The 22,043-nt window shown below is 38.0% G+C and carries 20 protein-coding genes and 1 pseudogene; all 21 read right to left on the reverse strand.

The window, feature by feature from the left end:
• Nucleotides 1–126 precede the first annotated feature (126 nt).
• Nucleotides 127–882, reverse strand: a complete 756-nt coding sequence (locus IGL30_RS07095) for a YdcF family protein (RefSeq protein ID WP_010737683.1) — start codon at nt 880–882, stop codon at nt 127–129.
• A 27-nt stretch (nt 883–909) separates the two neighbouring features.
• Entirely contained in the window at nt 910–1,395 is a 486-nt protein-coding gene (locus IGL30_RS07100) for a SprT family protein (protein ID WP_123874737.1), read from the reverse strand.
• Between the two features lies 1 nt (nt 1,396).
• Entirely contained in the window at nt 1,397–3,580 is a 2,184-nt protein-coding gene (locus tag IGL30_RS07105; protein ID WP_010737685.1) for a Tex family protein, read from the reverse strand.
• Between the two features lie 225 nt (nt 3,581–3,805).
• Complete coding sequence (locus tag IGL30_RS07110) at nt 3,806–4,537, reverse strand: metallophosphoesterase family protein (protein WP_010719028.1); 732 nt, start codon at nt 4,535–4,537, stop codon at nt 3,806–3,808.
• Nucleotides 4,538–4,767: 230 nt separating this feature from the next.
• Nucleotides 4,768–5,709, reverse strand: coding sequence for a rhodanese-related sulfurtransferase (locus IGL30_RS07115; protein WP_010719027.1), 942 nt, complete (start codon nt 5,707–5,709; stop codon nt 4,768–4,770).
• Nucleotides 5,710–6,010: 301 nt separating this feature from the next.
• On the reverse strand, nt 6,011–6,382 hold the full coding sequence (locus IGL30_RS07120; protein ID WP_010719026.1) for a VOC family protein: 372 nt from the start codon (nt 6,380–6,382) through the stop codon (nt 6,011–6,013).
• A gap of 239 nt (nt 6,383–6,621) precedes the next feature.
• On the reverse strand, nt 6,622–8,013 hold the full coding sequence (locus tag IGL30_RS07125) for an L-cystine transporter (RefSeq protein ID WP_010719025.1): 1,392 nt from the start codon (nt 8,011–8,013) through the stop codon (nt 6,622–6,624).
• A 215-nt stretch (nt 8,014–8,228) separates the two neighbouring features.
• Nucleotides 8,229–8,624: a DUF1149 family protein gene (locus IGL30_RS07130; protein ID WP_010719024.1), complete on the reverse strand. Its 396-nt coding sequence runs from the start codon at nt 8,622–8,624 to the stop codon at nt 8,229–8,231.
• Between the two features lie 50 nt (nt 8,625–8,674).
• A complete protein-coding gene (locus tag IGL30_RS07135) occupies nt 8,675–9,298 on the reverse strand; it encodes an HAD-IA family hydrolase (protein ID WP_185068146.1) in 624 nt (207 codons plus the stop codon).
• A 54-nt stretch (nt 9,299–9,352) separates the two neighbouring features.
• The gene (locus tag IGL30_RS07140) at nt 9,353–10,021 is read right to left on the reverse strand and encodes a 2,3-bisphosphoglycerate-dependent phosphoglycerate mutase (RefSeq protein ID WP_088744866.1); all 669 of its coding nucleotides are present in this window, start codon (nt 10,019–10,021) and stop codon (nt 9,353–9,355) included.
• A 9-nt stretch (nt 10,022–10,030) separates the two neighbouring features.
• Nucleotides 10,031–10,468, reverse strand: coding sequence for a hypothetical protein (locus tag IGL30_RS07145; protein ID WP_088744868.1), 438 nt, complete (start codon nt 10,466–10,468; stop codon nt 10,031–10,033).
• A 54-nt stretch (nt 10,469–10,522) separates the two neighbouring features.
• The gene (locus IGL30_RS07150; protein ID WP_010737691.1) at nt 10,523–11,194 is read right to left on the reverse strand and encodes a hypothetical protein; all 672 of its coding nucleotides are present in this window, start codon (nt 11,192–11,194) and stop codon (nt 10,523–10,525) included.
• A 134-nt stretch (nt 11,195–11,328) separates the two neighbouring features.
• Complete coding sequence (locus IGL30_RS07155) at nt 11,329–11,706, reverse strand: P-II family nitrogen regulator (protein ID WP_088744870.1); 378 nt, start codon at nt 11,704–11,706, stop codon at nt 11,329–11,331.
• A complete protein-coding gene (locus IGL30_RS07160) occupies nt 11,703–12,476 on the reverse strand; it encodes a DUF1538 domain-containing protein (RefSeq protein WP_010719018.1) in 774 nt (257 codons plus the stop codon). Before IGL30_RS07160 ends, IGL30_RS07155 begins: the two co-directional genes overlap by 4 nt.
• The gene (locus IGL30_RS07165) at nt 12,473–13,156 is read right to left on the reverse strand and encodes a DUF1538 domain-containing protein (protein WP_088744874.1); all 684 of its coding nucleotides are present in this window, start codon (nt 13,154–13,156) and stop codon (nt 12,473–12,475) included. The genes IGL30_RS07160 and IGL30_RS07165 overlap by 4 nt, the downstream gene beginning before the upstream one ends.
• A 350-nt stretch (nt 13,157–13,506) precedes the next feature.
• On the reverse strand, nt 13,507–15,207 hold the full coding sequence (locus tag IGL30_RS07170; protein ID WP_123874736.1) for a DUF4091 domain-containing protein: 1,701 nt from the start codon (nt 15,205–15,207) through the stop codon (nt 13,507–13,509).
• Nucleotides 15,208–16,182: an alpha/beta hydrolase gene (locus tag IGL30_RS07175; protein WP_123874735.1), complete on the reverse strand. Its 975-nt coding sequence runs from the start codon at nt 16,180–16,182 to the stop codon at nt 15,208–15,210.
• 4 nt (nt 16,183–16,186) lie between these two features.
• On the reverse strand, nt 16,187–17,551 hold the full coding sequence (locus tag IGL30_RS07180) for a glycoside hydrolase family 1 protein (RefSeq protein ID WP_375371649.1): 1,365 nt from the start codon (nt 17,549–17,551) through the stop codon (nt 16,187–16,189).
• Nucleotides 17,541–18,428 (reverse strand): ROK family protein, encoded by an 888-nt coding sequence (locus tag IGL30_RS07185; RefSeq protein ID WP_088744881.1) that lies wholly within the window; start codon nt 18,426–18,428, stop codon nt 17,541–17,543. The genes IGL30_RS07180 and IGL30_RS07185 overlap by 11 nt, the downstream gene beginning before the upstream one ends.
• 13 nt (nt 18,429–18,441) lie before the next feature.
• Nucleotides 18,442–19,793: pseudogene (locus IGL30_RS07190) on the reverse strand (PTS sugar transporter subunit IIC).
• A 10-nt stretch (nt 19,794–19,803) separates the two neighbouring features.
• The gene (locus IGL30_RS07195; RefSeq protein WP_088744882.1) at nt 19,804–22,008 is read right to left on the reverse strand and encodes a glycoside hydrolase family 3 N-terminal domain-containing protein; all 2,205 of its coding nucleotides are present in this window, start codon (nt 22,006–22,008) and stop codon (nt 19,804–19,806) included.
• Between the last annotated feature and the right edge of the window lie 35 nt (nt 22,009–22,043).

The raw sequence follows: 22,043 nt of genomic DNA on the forward strand, positions 1-22,043 counted from the left end.
TCCTCATTATCATATAAACCTAAAAAAATTTCAACCAAATATATTTGAAGAGGTTACTTACTTGAAAAATCGTTCAAATTTAAAAACTGGCTAACGCTCTCGTTTGGTCTACTAGGGATGATTTTCTCATGAACGCAAGAAAGTTCCTGAAACAGAAGAACGGATCCGTTGATAGGCTGACCAAACTTTTTGTGGGATGTCCACATGATTCATATAATTTTTCCCATTTGGTCCATAGCCCTGTTCATCATCCTTCAAACGAACCATTTCTCCTAAAACTAACGCATAGAAATAATCTTTCGACCATTGATCGTTCAACTCTGGCTGAGAAAAATGTAACTCTTCCGCTAGTTCAATTAATTGGGGAACAAATGGGACATAGTTACACCATTCTACTCCTGTGCCTTTCCAGACCTTCTCAAAAGTTGCTCTGGTACGTCGCTGTAATGTTGGATCATTCATAAGAAAAATCCGTTCAGGTAAAGCGCCCTTTTTTTGAAGGATCGTCAAGGCATGTTGTGCATTTTCCCCAGAGTTCGTCGAGGTTGTTTCTAAAATGAATCTTTCAGTTGGAATGTGGTATTTTTCTGTTAAGTAACGAAAACACATCTCACTTTCACTGAGTCCATCCTCAAATAAAACCCCTTGCTTTGCAAAATTTTGGCGAAGCACCTTAGTAGCATGTCCGATTCCTCCGACTAGAAAAATTTGCTGCACTTGTCCTTGCAAATACAGTTCAGCTGCCTTATCAGCAAGAATCGGTAAGCCATTACCTGCTAGAATCACTATTGGTGCCGAATCATTTGTTCTTTGATCACTTGCATCAGCCAAAAAGGATAGCAAACAATTCCAATCTTTCAATTGTTCCCCTTGATTCGTCATGAGCTTTTTTCTCCTTTTTAAGATTTTTTACTTACTGGAAAGCTGTTCATTTGGCACTTTATCCAGTGTTTCCTTCCAAATCAAATGCCCTCGACATTTCCCGCAAACATAGCGTTTGGTATCGATTTTTCGTTTGCGGTAAATATCGGTTGTACAACTAGCACACTGATACCATTCAATTTTAGTCGTTTTCTTAACAGAAAGAGCAGGAGCGTATCTTAAACCACCCGTTTTTTTTAGTAAAGCCTTAAAATCAGCATCTCGATGACGATAACCTTTATTAGCTAAATGCAAATGATAATGACATAATTCATGTTTAATGATTGCAACTTTTGTCGCTTCATCCACTTCTTGAAACATCTTCCAATTAAAATCTAAATGATGGTCGTTTAAGTGATAACGTCCCCCTGTAGATCGCAAACGAGAATTGAATTTTGCTTGATGCTTAAAGGGCAATGAAAAACTATCTAGCGAGATTTTTTCAACGAGTTGCTGCAATTCGATTTCTGTCACTTTATTTCGCCTCATAAGGGGAAAGCATCGTTAAACTGATTCTTCCTTTATTGACATCAACAGCTTCAATCCAAACTGTTACAACATCGCCTACAGAAACGACATCAGTAGGATGTTTAACAAATTTTTTACTTAATTTAGAAAGATGAACTAATCCGTCTTGCTTTACACCGATATCAACAAACGCACCAAAGTCGATTACATTCCGTACAGTCCCTTTCAACTCCATCCCTGGTTTCAAATCTTCCATACTTAAAACATCTGAACGCAAGAGTGGGGCTGGCATTTCATCCCGCATATCTCTACCAGGTCGGGTTAACCCTTCAAGAATATCAGCTAACGTTTCTTCTCCTACAGATAATGTTTTGGATAAATGAGTGGAAGAAAGTTGAGATAGGGTTTCGATTGCTTCTTTTTTACCTAATGCTTTTTCTGATAACCCGTTGCTTTTTAGAATTTCTTTTGCAATTGGATAGCTTTCCGGGTGAATGCCTGTATTATCAAGAATGTTTTTCCCACCTGGTACACGGATAAACCCGATCGCTTGCTCATAAGCCTTTGGTCCTAAGCGAGGAACTTTTTTCAATTGCGCTCGCGTCTCAAACGCACCATTTTCTTCTCGATAAGTCACAATATTTTGAGCAGTTGTTTTATTCAAACCAGAGATGTGTTGCAATAATTGAGGGCTTGCAGTATTAACATCCACACCCACTTGATTGACCACAGTTTCTACTACAAAATCTAATTGTTCCGCTAAACGTTTTTGAGAAACATCATGTTGGTATTGTCCAACTCCTACAGCTTTAGGGTCAATCTTCACTAATTCAGCTAATGGATCTTGCAAACGTCGAGCGATCGACACTGCACTTCGCTCTTCCACTTGGAGGTCAGGAAATTCTTTGCGGGCAATATCACTTGCAGAATAAACAGAAGCTCCCGCCTCATTCACGATCGCATAGTACGCTTTATGATCAGCTGATTTTAATTGTTCAGCAACAAATTGTTCTGATTCACGGCTAGCAGTACCATTTCCTATTGCGACCATATCTACTTGGTATTGGTTGATCAATTGAACAAAAGCAGGTCCTGCAGCTTCACGTTTCGCTTGAGAAGCAGGTTTATGCGGATAGATGACTTCAATTGCCAAAACTTTACCTGTCGCATCTACTACAGCTAACTTACATCCTGTACGATAGGCTGGATCGAATCCTAGAACGACTTTTCCTTTTAAAGGAGGTTGTAACAAGAGATTACGGAGGTTTTCTCCAAAGATCGCAATTGCTTGCTCATCAGCTTTTTCAGTTAATTCATTGCGCACTTCCCGCTCAATCGCAGGTTGAATAAATCGTTTGTAACTATCTTGATAAGCATTCCTAACAAACATAGTTGCGGGAGAAGCTGGGTTATTGATCAATTGCCGCTCCAGATAAGACAAAATAGGTTCCTCTTCTACTTGGAGTCCGACTTTCAAAATGCCTTCTTTTTCACCACGATTCGTCGCTAAAATGCGATGAGAGACGATTTTATGAATGGGTTCGGCATAATCATAATACATTTCATATACCGCTTTTTCATCTAGCTCCTTCTTTTTAACGACACTGACATAAGAACCTTTATTGTAGGTATAGGAGCGTACCCACGTTCTGTAAGTTGCATTATCACTGACTTCTTCAGCAATGATTTCGTGAGCGCCTTGCAATACTTCCTCGACCGTATGAACTTCTTTTTCATCATTGAGGTATTTTTTTGCTTCTGCATAGACATCTTCATTGGGCAATTGACGAAGCCACTGGGCAAAAGGCTCTAATCCTTTTTCTTTTGCGATCGTCGCTTTCGTTCTGCGTTTTTGTTTATAAGGACGATACAAGTCTTCTACTTGTTGCATTTTAACTGCTAAAGTAATGTCTTTTTTCAATTCTGGCGTTAGCTTACCTTGTTCATCGATTAAACGAATCACTTCTTGTTTTCGTTTCTCTAAGTTTTCTAAATAAGCATAACGCTCTTCAATTTCTCGAATTTGTACCTCATCTAAGCTACCGGTCATTTCTTTTCGGTAACGTGCAATAAATGGGACAGTATTTCCCTCGTTCAATAAATTCAATACGGTGGTAAGTTGTTTTGAATGATACATCGTTAGTTCTTTTTGAACTAACTGGACAATTGTTTGATTTAAATTCTCTGCCATCAATATACTCCCTTTTTAAGTTAAAGCCATTTTCATTATTCCCTGTTTCTAAATAAAAATGGTGGATTTTCTCACATACTTATTCATTTTATCATATTTGATAACAGTACTTATAGCAGCTCTTAGCAAAACAAATCAATCACACTAAAAATCCCCTATAATAGTTGAGGAATTTGAGTTTCCTCAATACTTTTATAAGGAATCATGTACTGTTATCCTGATCCATTAATTTCCTTGCCACGGTCCTTCAGTGTTTTGATACTCAATGTCTTGAACGATACCAGTTTCATCAAAAACCACACCATGCATCGATCCACCAAAGACTGCTCCACCGTCAATTCCGATTTTCTTATCGTGAATCCATAAATCTGTCGTTTCCATATCTCCGTGTAGCATAGGGGTAATGGTATGACCAAAAACGATTGTTTTTCCTGTATTATTTTTACCTTCATGGAAAGGTTCGCGGATCCAGATGAAATCATGAGGGTTTGTATCATGCCAATCTTTCTTAGTTAAGTCAACCCCTGCATGGACAAAGAGATAATTATGCCATTCATAATAAAGCGGTCGCTCACATAAAAAATCAATCAGTTCGCCATATCGTGAGCGAATCATCAACGCAATCTCTGTGGGTGAATACTCTTCAGTTGACCCAGGGTGTAAAAGACTGTCAAATGTTTCTTTGCCACCATTCCGTAAATAGGGCTCATACCAGTCTTCAGGACTTTGGAGGAACTGCAAAAAGTACTCTTCGTGGTTTCCTCGAAGATAAATCGCGTTATTTTCTTTTACTAGTTGCATACCTAGTAAAAAACACTCTTTCGTATTAGGGCCTCTATCATTCAAATCCCCCATCAATACTAATTGGTGATTTAATGGATCAAATTCGTTGACCAATTTTTTAAAGAGATCGTATTTTCCATGAACATCGCCAATCGCATAAACCCACTTTTTCATGATGAAACTCTCCCTTTCCATTGTAGTATAACGTATCTTTCGCATAGATTTACACTTATCGAAAAGGTTTTTCCCTTTCCCATACTGATTTTCTCAATAAAAAGAAAAAAAGACAAGCCAAAAATAAAGATAGCAAAGGAATTCCCTTATTCACTCAGCGCTCAACTAGAGCTAGGTGATTGGAGAACAGCTTCTCCTGCTATGTTTATTTTTCAGCTTGTCACTAAATGCTAGTTAAAAAAAGCAGCTAATTTTTCTTCTACTTCTTTTTCAGACAGTTGATGCTCTTTGATGTAGCGGTTTTGTGGATGTTTTGCGCATTCGATCGAACAAGAACCTAAATGTTTTTCTTCATTTTCAACAGAAGTCAACATCTGACGATTGCATTCAGGATTGCCACAATTGATGTAGCGTTCGCAAGGCGTACCGTCGAACCAATCTTTGCCTACGATTCGTTTATCCACTTGATTGATATCAACTGCAATACGTTCATCAAACACATACATCTTACCATCCCACAATTCTCCTTGAACTTCAGGGTCTTTTCCATAAGTTGCGATCCCGCCGTGTAGTTGACCAACATCTTTGAAGCCTTCACGGACTAACCAACCAGAAAATTTTTCGCAACGAATCCCACCAGTACAATAAGTAACCACTCGTTTTTCCATAAATTCTTCTTTATGATCACGGATCCATTTAGGGAGTTCCCTAAAGCTTCTAATATCAGGACGAACAGCCCCACGAAAATGTCCTAGATCATACTCGTAATCATTTCTGGCATCAATGACAACAGTATCTTCATCTAAAATTGCCTCTTTGAATTCTTTTGGTGAGAGATAATCTCCTGTCAATTCGTGAGGATCGATATCGTCTTCTAATTTCAAAGAAACAAGTTCTGGTCGTGCACGAACAAACATTTTCTTAAATGCGTGGCCTTCACTTGGATCAATTTTAAAAAATGTATCAGCAAAACGCTCGTCTTGATGCATCATCGCCATATATTTTTCAGTTTCTTCGATTGTTCCAGACAATGTGCCGTTGATACCCTCTTTGGCAACTAAGATTCTTCCTTTTAAATTCAACGATTTACAAAAGGCTAAATGTTCCTTCGCAAATTGCTCTGGGTCTTCAATGGTTGTGTAGTTGTAATAAAGTAATACTTGGTAATCCATGTTTTCTTTCCTTCCTTCTCTTCTCTCCAGAATAGTATAAAAAAAGTAAGGTTCGTTTGACGATATTTATGCTTGTGTATTTATGTTCAAACTCTTCAGTTAACATAATATAATTATCGTTTTTTAATTTAGGCAAACTTTACTACATAAAAGATGGAATAAGATGACCTCAACGATGGAATGACCATTTACATAAACTAGGTTCTACCAAGTGAAAAACACCCACTCTACTAGTCGCTAAACATTACCTGTTTAACTACTAGTAGAATGAGTGTCTGAAGACTACCTTCAAATCATTTCTTTATTTCCCTGTTACTGCAAAATAATTACCATCAGGATCGGCAAAATTAAATACGTATTCTTCACCTAACTGGACTAATTCGCCTAATACCGTACCTTGTGCTTGCATTTTCTTATATAAATCAAAAATATCATCGCTATAAAACATCAAGGATGGGGAACTTCCAGCAACTTCTGGGGAATGTTGTTCAATGAATTCCCGATCGTATAAGACAAGTGAAGTAGTCGCCTTCTCCGATTGGGCGATTTCTACAACCAGTGTGCCATCCATTTCTTGACGATCTAATTCTTTGAATCCAACCGCAGTCCAAAAATCAACGTTTTTTTTCACATCATCAACATATAACATGATTTTCATTTCATTGGTAAACATGTAAATCCTCCTACATTTCTTCGTTTTAGAAGTCATAAGCTTAACTATTTTAGCATACGGAGATCGGAAAAGCTATCTTCACTCCATCTTTATACTCTTATACTTGCCCTTATTGTCATAGTTTTTGGAGTGGATGGAATCTCGTTTTCACTTTTCGGAATAAAATAGATTCTCTGTATCAATCGCTTATAAAAAAAACAGATCCCGTCTCAAAGACGAAATCTGTTTTTGGCTTATAACTAAGCATTGACATCAATGACTTTTGAATCATCTTTGATTGCTTCACGATCCAAGTCCTTAATTCTAGCACTTGTGACAATCCCGGCAACCATACTGCCACTGACGTTCGTTGCTGTTCGAGCCATATCAATCAATGGTTCTACTGAGATAACTAAGCCAACGATGGCAACTGGCAAATTCATCGCCCCTAAGACGATCAATGAAGCAAACGTTGCGCCACCACCAACACCGGCTACACCAAATGAGCTGATCGTGACGATTGCAACTAACATCAAGATAAAGCCAATACTAAAAACATCAATTCCAGCAGCTGGAGCAACGATCGTGGCTAGCATCGCTGGATACACACCTGCACAGCCGTTTTGCCCAATTGATAAACCAAAGCTGGCTGAAAAATTCGCTGTTGCTTCATCCACACCTAACGCTTTGGTCTGTGTTTCGATATTCAATGGCAATGCCCCTGCACTTGAACGTGAAGTAAAAGCAAAGCTCAATACTGGAAAAGCTTTTTTAAAGTAGTCAAACGGATTGACTTTCACTGAAAGCAAGATCAATGAATGAACAATCAAGACTGCTAGTAAAGCAACATACGAAGCAAGTACGAATTTTCCTAAATTGATAATGGCAACAAAATCACTAGTAGCCATCACATTCGTCATCAACGCAAAGACGCCATATGGAGTCAAACGTAAAACTAAGGTAACGATACGCATAACGATTTTATATAAACTATCAATCAAATTGGCAAAAAATTCTGCTTCTTTCGGTGCTTTTCTTTTGACTCCTAGATAAGCAATCCCGACAAATGCAGCAAAAATCACAACACCGATCGTACTTGTTGCACGTGTACCAGCTAGATCAGCAAAAACATTTTTAGGGATGAATGATAATATTTGTTGCGGAATCGTTAATCCTTGGATACTCTCTTGGCGAGTGGCTAATTCCGAGATTCGAGCTGTTTCTGCTGCGCCCTCGGTAAACTTCGCTCCTTGAAGACCAAATAATATGGTTGTACCGATTCCAATCAATGCAGCAATTGCTGTTGTTGCAAGCAGTGAGGTTAATACTGTTGCACTGATTTTACCTAATTTTTCAGAAACTTTCATTTTTGTAAATGCGCCAACGATCGAGACGAATACTAATGGCATAATCAGCATTTGTAAGAAGCCGACATAGCCTTCACCTACGATATTGATCCATTCCATTGATTGACTGATGACTTGGTTATCTACTCCAAAAATCAATTGTAATAAGCCACCAAATACGATTCCGATAGCTAGAGCTGTATAAACCCTTGTTGAAAATTTTGCATGGCGCTTTTGCATGCGATAGAAAACATATAATAATACCGCAAAAACTAGAACCACTAAAACTGTGATGAGTGTTGTCATTTTACTCCTCCTCTAATTTTTAATGACAAGTCCATCTAAGGAAGTAAAGGTTCCCGAAAATGATTCTTCAATCATTTTCCTGAAAATATTTTTTTCAGCGACTCGTTCATTCTAGACTATTTATGTAAAAAATACATTCGTTTTGCTTACAATTAGTAATAGAAAAAAACCAGTAGTGATAGCCTTTGACTATCACTACTGGTTTTAAGCACGTTTTATGCTTCGTTTTCTTCTTTTTCAGATTGAAAATTTAGTTTCACGCCTGGTTGATCCAATGCAATCTCAGTTATTTCATAGGCCATTCGTTTGACGATGTCAAATAATGGCGCAACTAGCTCATCCACTTCTTCTTGTGTGACATCATTTTGTCCTTCAATCTTTCGATTAAGGATATGGTTAATTTGACTCACGCTTCCTGATAAAACATATGTATCAAAGACTAACCGAAATTCTAAACGTGCCCCTACGATACTGTGTTCTTTCGGATAGTTCTCAATCGTCTCTTTCAGAGGAGAAAATCCTACTTTTAAATCTGTTTCAACTTCTTGATCAGGCCTTTTAAAATCATAGTGAAATGCCTCTACTACTTCTTTTTGTCTTTTGATTTCCATTTGATCACTCCTTATTCAAATTATAACATACCTCACTTTGAAAGAGGATACTATTTTATTGCTTTCTCCTTGATATCAAGGATTTTTAAGAGATCATCTACAACATAATCCGCAGGAATATCTTGTAAAAAATGATCAATATCATACAAACAAGTCAAGACTCCTGCATTCTTACCAGCTTCTATATCTAAACGACGATCACCAATCATGATCGTTTCCGACTTTTTCAATTGATGTCTTTGGATCAAATCATTTAATGAGTCGGGCGCTGGCTTACGAGGAAAATTCCGATCAATCCCAATGACTTCTTCAATTAAATCAGTTAGATCAAACTGCTCAAGTAATCCCCAAGTTGAGGTTGAGAGTCGATGGGTCAAAATAAAATGCTTTGCACCTTGGCTTTTCAATAATCGTAACACTTCTTGGGTGCCTGCAAAAGGCTTGGAAATTTTCTGACTCGCTGCTTCATAACGATGAAACAAGGGTGTAAATTGTTCTTCTGGTAATTGGTATTCTTTGATTAGTTGACGGGTGGAAAATTTCTTCATAATCGGATAAATCGTTTCTTGATCCGCTAAGATACCTAACGCAGCCATTGCTTGAAGCGCTCCATCGACCATGGCTGGATAAGTATCAAATAATGTTCCATCAAAATCCCAAACATAATTTTTTATCATCGTAACTTCTTTCCTTTAAATCTATTCATATTCCCACAAAACATGTCCCTCTTATAACAATTCTTTTCCGAGGATTTCTAACTCTTTATTTAAATTGTATTGGATCGGTTGCGCATTCGGGATATCAATCGTATCCAACTGATTTTCTGGTACATCTTCTAAATATTTCGTTAACGCACGTAAGCTATTCCCATGTCCAACCACTAAGACATTTTTACCAGCTAATAAGTGTGGTGCAAGTTCATCTTGCCATAAAGGAACCACGCGCTCAACTGTCATCTCTAAGCTTTCACCATGGGAGAGCAAACGTGGATCTAAAGAATCATAGCGTCGATCAAAATGGTTTTCTGATACGAGTGGCGGAACTTCTCGATAGCCACGACGCCATTTTTTGACTTGTTCTTCGCCATATTCTTTTTTCATCTCCGTTTTATTTTTACCAACTAATGCCCCATAATGTCGCTCATTTAACCGCCAAGTTTTTTGGACGGGAAGATACAATTGATTCATTTCTTCTAAAGCTAACTGTGACGTTTTGATTGCTCTTTTTAGTACAGATGTATAAACGATATCAAAAACCAATCCTTGCTCATTCATTTTTCGTCCAGCTTCCGTTGCTTGTTGCATCCCCTTTTCAGTTAGCGCAACATCTAACCAGCCAGTCCAATAATTTTGAAAATTAGCTTCACTTTCACCATGTCGTAATAAGACTAACTTCATCCTCTTCACCTAGACTTTCGTTTCAAATTGGGTACCGCATTTTTTACAAGTCACTCGAATTCGCCCTTTACCTCGTGGCGCTCTTTGCTTTTGGTGACAAGTAGGACAAGAAAAAAACGTGTACTCCATCACTTTCTTTGAATTTTTTGGCTTTCTCAACTGAGAAAACCATAATTTCATTTGATTCGATTTTTCGATGAATTTACGATTTTCATTTATTCTTACATAGATTTTCTTCGATAACAATCGAAATACGATTAGACCGAGTAATCCCCAAAATAAGAAATAACCGATTGAAAAAGGAAGTAAAAATTGAAACAGACGAAAGAATAGTGCCAGAATCAACAATACTCGGTTCAACGAATCAAATGTTGCATAACGTCCTTGCATCACTTGGTTGTATTTTCTTTTGTATTCAATCAAGCGTCTTAACCAAATTTGTGCCATCGTAACTCCTCCTGTTGCTCTTATTATGGCAAAAAAAAGCAAAAAGAAAAAGCTTTAATTCGCTTTTTCCATTGTTAATTGATGAAGTGCATTCCGATTCTTCATAAAGTCAATCACGATGACTTTCTTTTCCTGCGCTCTTTGGACGACACGAAATGTATCCGCTAACGGTAACGTGAGCTTTCTAGAAGGCACTTCCTTCAAGCGAACAAATCGGCGAATCAGCGTTAAGAATTGTGTTAATTGAATCGATGTATGAACTAAATCAGGATATTTTTTTAATAATTGAGTTGTCTTTAATAAATGGCGTTTTTTACCAATTTCACTTAAAAAACTTTTTAAGATTTTTTGTTGCCGTTGAAAAATTGAAAACGAATCTTTCTCATCAATTTTATAACGCATTTGTCTTTGAAGTTCACTGACCGTTAACTGTATCAACTGGCCGTTCTCCTTGATTATCAAGCCATTTGGAAATAGCTCTGTTACTGCCTGATCCCAACTTGTCAATGAAAGCTCAAGATAATCTTTCACAGGTAAATCAAGTTCTCTATTAAAAAAGAGCAAAAGTGCAGTTAACCCTTCTGATTGATAGATTTCTCCTAGTGTTTGACCTTCTAAATGAAACTCTGGCGAAAAATGCAACAAAGTTTTCCCCTTGTTTAACTGAACATAAAGAAAGGTCGAACGGTTGATGACTTGATCCTTTAGCACCACTAAAAAATTCATTTTTCTCCCCCTTTATCATTTTTAACATAGCATATTTTTAAAAAGTTGTCTGGTAAAAGAGGAGGGTTTCATAAAAATTTAGTAATTCATCAAATTCTCCTTAAAACAATGAAACCACCTGAGCGATTGCAGATTCACTCCTCTTTTTCCATCAATTCTTTCATCTCGATCACTTCCCGATATTGGTGGATTTTAGTGATCCCAATGACTTTATCAACATCAATACTAAAACAAATACCATTACCTGGAACATCAATGTTGATTCCCTGACCAATCGTCTCCATGACTTGATTGGTTAAACTATCAGGTATGAGGGTTAACACAATATCTTTTTCAGGGGAGATTTCCAGACCTAAAAAATTACTAGAATCATGAATCCCTGATCCACGCCCATGGAGTATCGTACCTCCAGCTGCTCCGGCGGTTTTTGAAAACTTAATCACTTCGTACCCCATTCCCCCATCAACAATCGTGACGATCATATTCAGATTCAACGCTACAGGATCTTTCATTTTTTTCCCTCCAACTGTTGTAATTTGTGTTTGGCTTGTTTATCTTTTTCATCTTTCCTTTTGTAGATATAGCCTAGAACCAATGTCGATAATATGGGCGTCAATGCAATCATAGCCACTACTCCAAATCCATCAATAATCGGATCTCTTCCTTCAATTTGCGTGGCGATTGCCACACACATCGATAAAATGAACGTGGAACACATGGGGCCAGTCGCTACCCCTCCGTTATCAAATGCCATAGCAAGAAAAATTTTATCAACCTTGCGTCCTAAAATGAAAGCTAAGCCATATCCTGGAATCAAAAAATAGTAGAGAGAAAAACCAACTAATAAACGCCACATAGATAACCCAACTGCTAAACCAATCCCAATAGAGATGACTGCTAACATGATTTTTGCTTTGATTCTTCCCTCACTCAATTCTTCCACTTGTTTAACCATGACATGGATCGCTGGTTCTGCGAAACCAACTAAAAACCCCATCAAGAACCCTAAAGGTATCAAAAGCTGATTATGTTCTAAACTAGCAAGTACACTACCTAGATGTTGTCCAACAGGAACGTAAGCCAGATCGACACCATGCAGGAATAAGATCAATCCGACAGTAGTGATCAAAAAGCCCTTGATAATAGCCCAGAAACGTTCTTTACTCATCTGAAAGCTCAGGAAGTTCATGACTAAGAATAATAGTATGATCGGCGATATGGCGATTAACACCTCATAGGAAATGATTTCTATCCCCGAGAATAATTCTTGGACTATCTTCATTGAAAAATCACCCCTAAAATCATTACTGCCAGAATTGGACCTAAAGATGCAATCCCTACCATCCCAAAGCTATCATTGGCACTCGTTTCTTGACGAATCATACTAGTCAGTCCGCCAGCTAATGCTAGAATAAAAGGAACAGTAATCGGTCCAGTCGTAACGCCTCCAGAATCAAAAGCAATCGGCATAAATTCATTACTTGTAAAAAATGAAGCGACTAATACACCAACATAACCAATCGCCATCAATTGATAATAAGATAATTTGAAGACAACCCGTAACAGAGCAAACGCTAAAAAGACACCTGTGCCAACGCTTACAATTCCAATTAACACAACTCGGCCAATCTTTCCTTCAGAAATCTGATTGACTTGTTGTCCCAACGCTTGAACGGAAGGTTCTGCGATCGTGATTACAATTCCAATCATAAATCCTAAAGCAATGAGGATTGTGAGACTTTTCTTTTTGATCATATATTTTCCCACTAATCGCCCGACTTCCATCATCGAATAATCGGCGCCAAATAAAAATAGTGTCATGCCAATCATCATAATCCCTGCCCCAAACAAAAAAGAAATCATTTCATCTGAGTCAAGCGGTGCGAAAATAAAAGTTAAAATAACAATTAAAAGCGTCATTGGTAAAATGGCGATAACAACTTCTTTTAAATTTTTTAGCATATATCCTCCTCCTTTACTCTATTTTACCTGATTCCTTCACAAGTTACGAGCAGAACAGGTAAACGCTGTTATTTTTTTCAATAAAAAAAAAACTCAAATATGACATTACCGTAAAAAGAAGCCAAATTGAGCGAAAATCAAACTTGGTTTCGGCTCCTTTGGCTTCTCTTTATGTTATAAGCAACAATGCCTCAAATCAAGAATGAAAAATCAGAAAGAACTTTTCAAATTTTGGGGCTTGATTTTAAAAGAAAGGCATGTTGTTTAGCAAGGTGATCAAAAAGCGTCTGGAACTAAGAGTCTCTTCTTGTTTCACCTGTGGGAAGTAACCACAAAACAAGTACTCAGCTCTAAGACAAGGAAGCAATCAAGTGTTTTCGAAATGCTTCGTATTCGTCTGCCTGTTGATTAAACAAACGTTGGTTGCTTGTATGGCTATCTTGCATCCATTCTTTTGGTTCGCTGCTGCCTAGAAATGCATCTAACAATTGTTGTGTGACAATCGGATTCTTTTTCACTGCTTCTTTAATCAGATAAAAATCTTCAATTCCTCTTTGCAATTGTTTGTAACGTAAAGACAACAATAACTGTCCAGAATAGCTAGGATAAATGAGACAAGTATCACCGATCGGTAACGAACTAGTATTATAGCGGATATCTTCTCGCACATTTTCTGGCCAGCAATTATATGCCCAACGCAGCATACCATCTGTTTTGAAGCAATGCGCTAAAATTCCTTGGATACGAGTCTCTAGTAATGAGCTGTGTAAAAAGGTATTCGGACGATCAGGATAATTACAAATATAATATTGTGTCTTTCCTGGATGGCTTTGTGTTAACTGCTGATAATGGTTGCACGTACAATAAAAAGAAGTGACCGGAAAATCGACATCTGGCAGCAATTGTTCCAAGACGTTTTCTTTATCAAAAGCGACTTTTATCTGAACACTAGTATCCACTGACTTTAATTCTGCTAATGAAGCTTTAAAGGTGTCTATTTCGTGAATCTTCGGCTCATCAGAGATAATCCTGACTTTGTCCCATACCCCAATCTCTTTGAAATGCTCAAATAATTGGTTGAAATAGGACTTCAATTCATTTTTGTTTTCGATGAATCCGATCTTTTGCAAGGCTTCATCAAAATAACGAACCACGATTTTTTCTGGGTAATCTAATTGTTGGATCAATGGGAAGAAGGGTACTTGCCACACACCTAACAAACCAAAGACGTTGATTTCTTGATCGATACCTGCTTCTGCCATTGTTTGAAGATAGCGATCTAAAATGGTGAAATCACACGTCAATTCTCCTTTGAGATCCTTCTTGACTTTGATCATTGAATACTCATAGAGATTCGCTGGATAGTCTTTGACGATATAATTGAACCAACCTTTCCAAGGGATCTCGCCTGCGATCACCGTTACCGCTTTTTGCCCAATAGCTGCTAAACTGGCAGCCATTTCGCGAATCAATCGGAAATGAGTCTCACTCCAAAGTGGGACTTGAAAACTTCTCGCTAAATTAGACGGTTGTTGCCAGATGTCCAAATTAAATTTCTGAGTCACGTTATCTGGAAAACAATAATCTGAAACGTCAATCATTAATTTTTTCGTCACTACTTCTTCGTCACCGGCTGTCAAATATGAACGGTAAACTGTTATTTCTAGTGAATAGCTGCCAGACTTGATTTCAGTATCCAAAGGAAATTCCAGATAAATTGGCGCATAACGATCGCCTGAATAAGTTTTCACTGTTTGTTCTAACAACTTATCAGCATACAATATATCTTCGTTGCCTAAATAATAGTCAATAAATTGAGCTTTTACTGGTAACGAGGATTCGATAGCGATACGATAAATCGGTATCTCAATAGCATCTGGTATCGAAAATTCATCCGATAGTACGAAATGGTTTTTTCGCCCGTCATGAAGTAGTAACTGACAAGCATTTTTACTGTTCTTATAAAAAGTTAACTCCGTAAGTTCCTGAGGCTGTTCAGCCGTCAGACGATTGGTCGCTTTATAACTTTCATGGACAAGGTAAGCTTGCATTCAATGCTCCTCCTTTGGTCGATTCAATCCATCGATCAATTGTTCAAATCGTTCATTCGTCATTTGATCTGGAATCATTCGCCGTAATTGCTTTAAATTAAGTCTTTTTACCAATTTGAAACGACTAGGATCTTGCCAGCTAGGGAAAAATCGTTGGAGAACTTGCTGATTTTCTGCCTCTTTTACGAGTTGAAAAATCGGTATGTCGATGATCTCTCTGGTCGATAATTCGTTGCCTTTTTCTTGTTCTTCCCACTGTGATTCCATCCATTCCATCGCAAATGGAAACCAGCGAGCAAAACGTTCGTCTGTCACTTCATCAGTTGTGCGGTACCACTTAGTTGCCAAAGAAAGTCCATGAAGTCCTTTTTGAAAAATATGTGATTCAAAAGGAACATCATTTTCTTCTAACGCACGTAAATATAGTAAGGAATTTTCGATAGGAACGATCGAATCTTCAAATGTGGAGAATAAAAACGTCGGCGGCGTATCACTCGTCACGCATTCTTCCAAAGAAGGAGCAGAAATACCCATGACCTCCGAAAAAGAAGAGAGGATAGCTGGATAACCTAATAAACATAGAGCGGGTTTAGTCGCTAACATTGTCGACATGGCTGCTGCTAAATGCCCACCTGCTGAAAAGCCAATGACCGCAATCTTATGACGATCAATCTGCCATTCTTCCGCACATTCTTGAAGTAATTCCATTGCTTTTTGTCCATCAGACAATGCTTTTTGAAAATGACGATGTTCTCCTACATGATAATGTAAAACACCTGCATGATAGCCCTTTGACAGAAAGCTTAATGCGATCGGTTCCCCTTCTCTTTCACTACAAAAAGAATACCCACCCCCAGGAATCACTAAAATAAACGGACGTTTTTCGATTGGCTGCGATTCAAACAATTCTTCTTGTAAGTAAAGCTTGAGACCGGTATTTGCCTTGCGATCAAAAATAATTTCTTTTGTTCTCATTGCTTCATTCTCCTAAGCCATTTTCCTCAATCACTTGTTGATACCAATAAAAGCTATCCTTTTTATACCGTGCTAAATCGAGTAACTCTTCATCGGTCCGATTGACATAGATAAATCCGTACCTTTTATTGATTCCTTCATGGGTACTGATCAAATCAATCGCACTCCATGGGCAATAACCGATCACCTCAACGCCATCTTCAATCGCTAAAGCCATTTGCTGGATGTGTTGATGTAAATAATCAATCCGATAATCATCATGGATTTTCCCGTCAATGAGTTGTTCTGATGCACCGATCCCATTTTCTGTCACCAAGAGTGGTAAGCGATAGCGAGAATAAATTTCATTTAAAGTAAAACGAAACCCTTCTGGATCAATAGGCCAGCCAAATTCCGTCATTGGTAAATGTGGATTTTCGACTGTTTGAAAGAATCCTGGAATCCCAAAACCGGATTGCTGATCTATTTTTTGTTCTTTAGCAAAATAACTGGAGACGGTCATTGTATTATAGTAGTTAAAAGCAATGTAGTCTCCTGTTCCTTCTGCTAAAATCGTTTGATCTTCTGCAGTAATCACTGGTTCCGCACCAATCTTCTCTAATAAATGCCAAGCATTATGATTGTACTTCCCAAAAACAGCAACATCTAAAAAGAGCCAATTTCTAAGCGCACTCATATATAAAGCGGCCATCTGATCCTCTGGTTTATCTGAAGCAGGATACACACTAGCGATGTTAGGTGCTGGTCCAATTTTGCCGTTATAATTTCCTTTGTGGTAATTACTGGTCACGAGGGCTTGTGCGACTAACATATGATGGTTTTCTTGGAATTTTTCTTTCATACTTTTATTACTTGTCCCAATTACAGAATCAGCCAATGCCATGACATTTTGTTCATTAATTGTTTGCCAAAGTGGAACATCTTGCCCAAAATGGTCAAATAATACCTGACAATAATCCGCAAAATCTTGAATCGTTTCTCTATTTTCCCAACCACCTTTTTCGGCAATGGACGCAGGCAAATCAAAATGGAAAACAGTTACGATTGGTTGGATATCATTTTCTTTCAATAACTCAATCAAACGTTTGTAAAAAGCAATACCAGCTGGATTCACTTTTCCATTAGGCATTACACGACTCCATGAAATCGAAAAACGATAAGCTTTTAGTCCTAACTCTTTAAATAAACGGACATCTTCTTCCAATCGATGGTAGTGGTCAGAGGCAACTTTAAAATCAGTCGTTCCTTCTGGGATAGACTTGATATCCTGAACAGATGGTTCTTTCCCCTCTTCATTCCAAGCGCCTTCTACTTGATAAGCACTGGTAGAAGCTCCCCATAAAAAATCTGTTGGAAATTTATTTTTCATCTTCATTCTCCTTTATGGCCGCACCAATTAAATTGGCGTCTGCTTGAAATTTTGCTGCTTCAATCGTCATTGGTTGTAATGTTTTTTTGATGATTGGCGCTACTGTAAACAGCTCTCGATAAGCTTGTTGAATCGTCTGGACCAAATATTCTTGTTGACTGATTCCTCCACCAATGACGATCTTTTCAACATCTAGCAGCGTTTGAACATTGAAACAAAGAAAAGCAACCTGTTTACAATAATCATGAAATAAAGCTTTGGCTGACTCATTCTCACTGTCTTTTAAGGCAGCAAAGACCTGTTCGCCCTCGTTGTCTACTTTTAATAATTCAGCTAATTGTTTGATCAACCAAACAGCCGACAGTCCCATACCTACAAACGAGTCTTGACCAGTAATCTGACGATCACGGATCATAAAGCTAATTTCACCGGCTTGCATGTGCGTTCCTTTATAAAGCTGTCCATTGATACAAATGCCCATGCCAACTCCAGTTCCTAAAATAATTGCTGCGGCTTGTTGGATCCCTTTTAAATTGCCATATTTCATTTCACAGGAAGTAGCAGCTTTGGCATCATTTTCAACGAACACTTCGAAATTCTCCAACTCTAAAAACGATTGCAATTGGAGTTGATCCAGATAAGGAACAGCACCACCGAAGCGAACTGTCCCAGACTGATCAACCGATCCAGGTACTGAAAAAGCAATTTTATGGAATGATTGGATCTCTTGATAGTCACGAATCATTTGTGATAATAATCGTTGAAATTGCTCTTTGTCTGAAGGTGTTGGAAAACGCTTTTTAAAAGAAACTTCATTCTGAGAAATCAGAGCGGTCTTGATCATCGTCCCTCCAATATCAATCCCTAAAACGACCATTTGCTCTCCTCCATTATGCTTGAACTTCTTCTGCAATCACACCAGCCATCTTTTCTTTTGCTTCCTTAGCTTCGGCTTCTGCTTTTAATTCTAATTCATACTCTTTTTTGTCAGCAATCTTGATAAATGGATACCACATCAAGATCCCGATACCCATGCAAATAACCATCAAGATTATATAATTTATCCCACCAGAAAGTGGCATCTTAACAAAAGTTGGTGTCGTCCAAGGCAATAAACTTATCATTGGGTTCAATGAAATCGGTAAAATGGTTGTGGTTAATCCCCACGTCACAAAGCCTGCGATCAACTGTGTAAAGACTTGTGGAATGAAAAACAATGGGTTTAAAATAATCGGCATACCAAACATCAAGGGTTCCGTAATGTTGAAAATGGCAGGAATCACGGATAATTTCCCAAGTTGTTTCATTTTGGCAGATTTACTACGAATCATAAAGAACGTCACAAATCCCATGAAGCCTGCAGCGTACATTCCCATGTAGATCACAGAAGGAATCAAGTAAGGCAAAGCTTCATTTTTTTGGAAAGCTGCGATATTTGAGACAACCATCGTCATACTGATTGCTCCTAATGGTCCTTGTAAAACTGCATTGTGAATCCCAAAGAACCAAAGGACAGCTAATACTTCCATGATAATAATAATTGATAATGGACTAGCAACCAACGCGTTAAGCGGTGCATTGATCACATCGATAAAGAATTGGAAAATCGAGCCAGATTTTGTCAAACCAAATAAGATACGCAGAATAAATACAAAGACAAAGATGATTGTTACAACAAAGACCGGTGCCAATGATTGCGTAACCATCGGAGGTACGCTATCTGGTAATTTAAGCACAATATTTTTTTCGATAGATAAGCATAAAGTTGAGTAACCACTAACGCAACGATCATTCCAATAAACAAGCCTTGTCCGCCTAAGAAATCTAAACGTAATGCTGCAATCGTAGAGTCTACAGCCTCTCCATTTTGCATAGCCATTGTTGCGACAGTTTGAGGCATCAACATCACAAAACTAGCTAAAGAAATAATTGCTGCGTTTCGCTCATTCGTCCCCAGTTGTTTTGCATAAGAAAAAGCCAGACTATAAACGACATACAATGAAAATACCCCAGTTGCACCATTTGTAATAGCTTCTACATGTGGGTAAATACCTAATGAAGTCAAATAATCAATCCAACCAGGAATTGGGAAGTTCCCTACGATCGTAATCAGCGCAATCCCCAAAGTGATTGGACTCGTACGAATAAACCCTTCCATCAAAGCAGCTAACACTTTATTTTGTTGTAATTTTTGCGATAATGGTAATAACTTACTTCCTAAAAACGCTTCTAATTTTTCCATCGTAATCCCCCTATTGTTTATATTCCCATGTGGTAACACTTTCTAACCCGTCGACATTTAAATAAAAATGGTAGACACCTTCTTCTATCCAACTATTTCCATTATTATCAAAGATAGCTAAGTCAGAAATTGGAATATTGATTCTTGCTTGCTTTTCTTGATTTGCTTCTAAATAGATTCGCTGACTGCCGACCAATCGTTTTTCCGGTTGGACAATCGAAGCATATTCTTGATGAAGATAAAGATGTGTCACTGTTTCTGCTGAAACATCCGATCGATTTTTCACTAAATAATTGATCTCAATAAATTGGTCTTTTTGCTCACTTCTCAGTAATTGACTTTCGAATGAGGCGTAACTCATTCCCGCTCCAAATTTGAATAGCGGATCATTGGATTCATCGATATATTTTGAGACAAAACGCTCAGAATGATTGCTTGTTGATATTGGTCTGCCTGTGGAGGTCTGAGCATAATAAATCGGTAGTTGTCCTTCACTTCTAGGAAACGTCATCGATAGACGAGCAGAAGGACTGACTTTACCAGCAAGTAAATTAGCGATTCCGATCCCACCCATCGTTCCAGGAAACCAGACAAGTAATAAACTATCGAAATATTTTTCTATATCCGTTATGACTAGCGGTCGACCGGTATATAGTACGCCTATAATTGGTTTATTTAATTCATGTAATTTTTTGATCAAACGTTGTTTTTGTGAAATCTGTAAGTGAGCTTTAGAAGCTCCTTCACCACTTTCGAGAAATTGTTCGCCAAATGTTAATACAATCACATCAGCCTTTTGAGAAATCTGGTAAGCTTCTTTCATTAATGATTCCTCTTCTGCAATTGGCCCATTCAATAATTCCATTCCTTTTTTCAGAGGTCCAAACCCATCATAAGAATCGAATAAATTGTATCCTTTAGCAAACATTAAGTGATCTGTCGCAAAATGGCGACTCAATCCTTCCTTCAAAGTAACCGTATCTTGTGGCTTTCCGCTGACTGAAGCCCAAAAACCTAAAGTGAGAGGACTTTCGCCGTATGGACCGATCACAGCAATTTTTTGATTTGGTACTAATGGAAGTGTGTCATTATTTTTTAAAAGAACACAACTTTTTTCAACCAACTCGACTGCTGCTTCTTTAGCTTTTTCGGTTAAGATTTCTCCAGTATTCACTTCTTCCAAGCCACGATAAGGATTTTCAAATAAGCCCAATTTATTTTTTAGCATTAAAATACGCCACACCGCTTCATCGAGAAGTTGCATAAATTGTGGCTCTTGTACTAATTCAGACAGGTGATTGGCATAAATCGAAGTCATCATGTCTAAATCAACACCTGCAATGAGTGCCTTTTTGGCTGCATCTATTTCGTCTTTGGCATACCCGTGAGGAATCAGTTCTTTGATTGCTGCATAGTCTGAAACTAATACGCCATCAAAACCAAAGCGAGAACGTAAAATCTCTCGATTCAACCATTCATTTCCAGTTGCAGGAACTCCATTCAACAAATTAAAAGCAGTCATTACTAATTCACATTTTGCTTCAATTGCTGCTTGATAAGGCTGTAGATATTCATTGAAAAGCCGTTGATGGGACATATCTACCGCTTGATATTCCCGTCCTGCTTCCGGTGCTCCATAAGCTGCAAAGTGCTTCAGACATGCAGCTACATGTTTTTCTGGAATTTTTGTCTCACTATCTCCCTGATAACCATTGACGATACTTTTTGCAAACTCTTTCGCCGTATAAACATCTTCGCCTGGAGATTCCATTACCCTTCCCCAACGTGGATCACGCGCTAAATCTAACATTGGTGAAAACAAGACATGTAAGCCATTTAAATAACTTTCTTCTGCTGTTAACTTAGCTGCTTGTTGGATTAACTCAAAATCGTAAGAACCAGCTTGAGCTAGAGGTATGGGGAAAATTGTCCGAAACCCATAAATGACATCTGACATAAACAACATGGGTATCTTGTGTTTACTTTTTGCTAAAACTTTTGTTTGTAGTTCTTTTAATTTTTGATGATCGTTGATATTATAAATAGAGCCAATCTCAAATACGTCTAACTCTTGAGGTAATCCTAATTCTTCCATTGGCCCAGTATTCATCACATCATTTTCTGATAGAATACTTCCATTCAGTTGGATCGTTTGTGCGATTTTTTCCTGAACAGATAATCGATCAAACAAAGCTTGTAACTGATCTGTTTCCATCGGCGCCTCATTTGTAACCGCTTTATATAACAGAT

The organism is Enterococcus sp. DIV1089c (assembly GCF_050530965.1).
In the GTDB taxonomy this organism is placed as follows: domain Bacteria; phylum Bacillota; class Bacilli; order Lactobacillales; family Enterococcaceae; genus Enterococcus_B; species Enterococcus_B hirae.

Coding starts and splice junctions, on each gene's coding strand:
- IGL30_RS07095 (WP_010737683.1), bottom strand. CDS start 882: ATGACGAATCAAGGGGAACAATTGAAAGATTGGAATTGTTTGCTATCC.
- IGL30_RS07105 (WP_010737685.1), bottom strand. CDS start 3,580: ATGGCAGAGAATTTAAATCAAACAATTGTCCAGTTAGTTCAAAAAGAA.
- IGL30_RS07110 (WP_010719028.1), bottom strand. CDS start 4,537: ATGAAAAAGTGGGTTTATGCGATTGGCGATGTTCATGGAAAATACGAT.
- IGL30_RS07115 (WP_010719027.1), bottom strand. CDS start 5,709: ATGGATTACCAAGTATTACTTTATTACAACTACACAACCATTGAAGAC.
- IGL30_RS07120 (WP_010719026.1), bottom strand. CDS start 6,382: ATGTTTACCAATGAAATGAAAATCATGTTATATGTTGATGATGTGAAA.
- IGL30_RS07125 (WP_010719025.1), bottom strand. CDS start 8,013: ATGACAACACTCATCACAGTTTTAGTGGTTCTAGTTTTTGCGGTATTA.
- IGL30_RS07130 (WP_010719024.1), bottom strand. CDS start 8,624: ATGGAAATCAAAAGACAAAAAGAAGTAGTAGAGGCATTTCACTATGAT.
- IGL30_RS07140 (WP_088744866.1), bottom strand. CDS start 10,021: ATGAAGTTAGTCTTATTACGACATGGTGAAAGTGAAGCTAATTTTCAA.
- IGL30_RS07145 (WP_088744868.1), bottom strand. CDS start 10,468: ATGGCACAAATTTGGTTAAGACGCTTGATTGAATACAAAAGAAAATAC.
- IGL30_RS07150 (WP_010737691.1), bottom strand. CDS start 11,194: ATGAATTTTTTAGTGGTGCTAAAGGATCAAGTCATCAACCGTTCGACC.
- IGL30_RS07155 (WP_088744870.1), bottom strand. CDS start 11,706: ATGAAAGATCCTGTAGCGTTGAATCTGAATATGATCGTCACGATTGTT.
- IGL30_RS07160 (WP_010719018.1), bottom strand. CDS start 12,476: ATGAAGATAGTCCAAGAATTATTCTCGGGGATAGAAATCATTTCCTAT.
- IGL30_RS07165 (WP_088744874.1), bottom strand. CDS start 13,156: ATGCTAAAAAATTTAAAAGAAGTTGTTATCGCCATTTTACCAATGACG.
- IGL30_RS07170 (WP_123874736.1), bottom strand. CDS start 15,207: ATGCAAGCTTACCTTGTCCATGAAAGTTATAAAGCGACCAATCGTCTG.
- IGL30_RS07175 (WP_123874735.1), bottom strand. CDS start 16,182: ATGAGAACAAAAGAAATTATTTTTGATCGCAAGGCAAATACCGGTCTC.
- IGL30_RS07180 (WP_375371649.1), bottom strand. CDS start 17,551: ATGAAAAATAAATTTCCAACAGATTTTTTATGGGGAGCTTCTACCAGT.
- IGL30_RS07185 (WP_088744881.1), bottom strand. CDS start 18,428: ATGGTCGTTTTAGGGATTGATATTGGAGGGACGATGATCAAGACCGCT.
- IGL30_RS07195 (WP_088744882.1), bottom strand. CDS start 22,008: ATGGAAACAGATCAGTTACAAGCTTTGTTTGATCGATTATCTGTTCAG.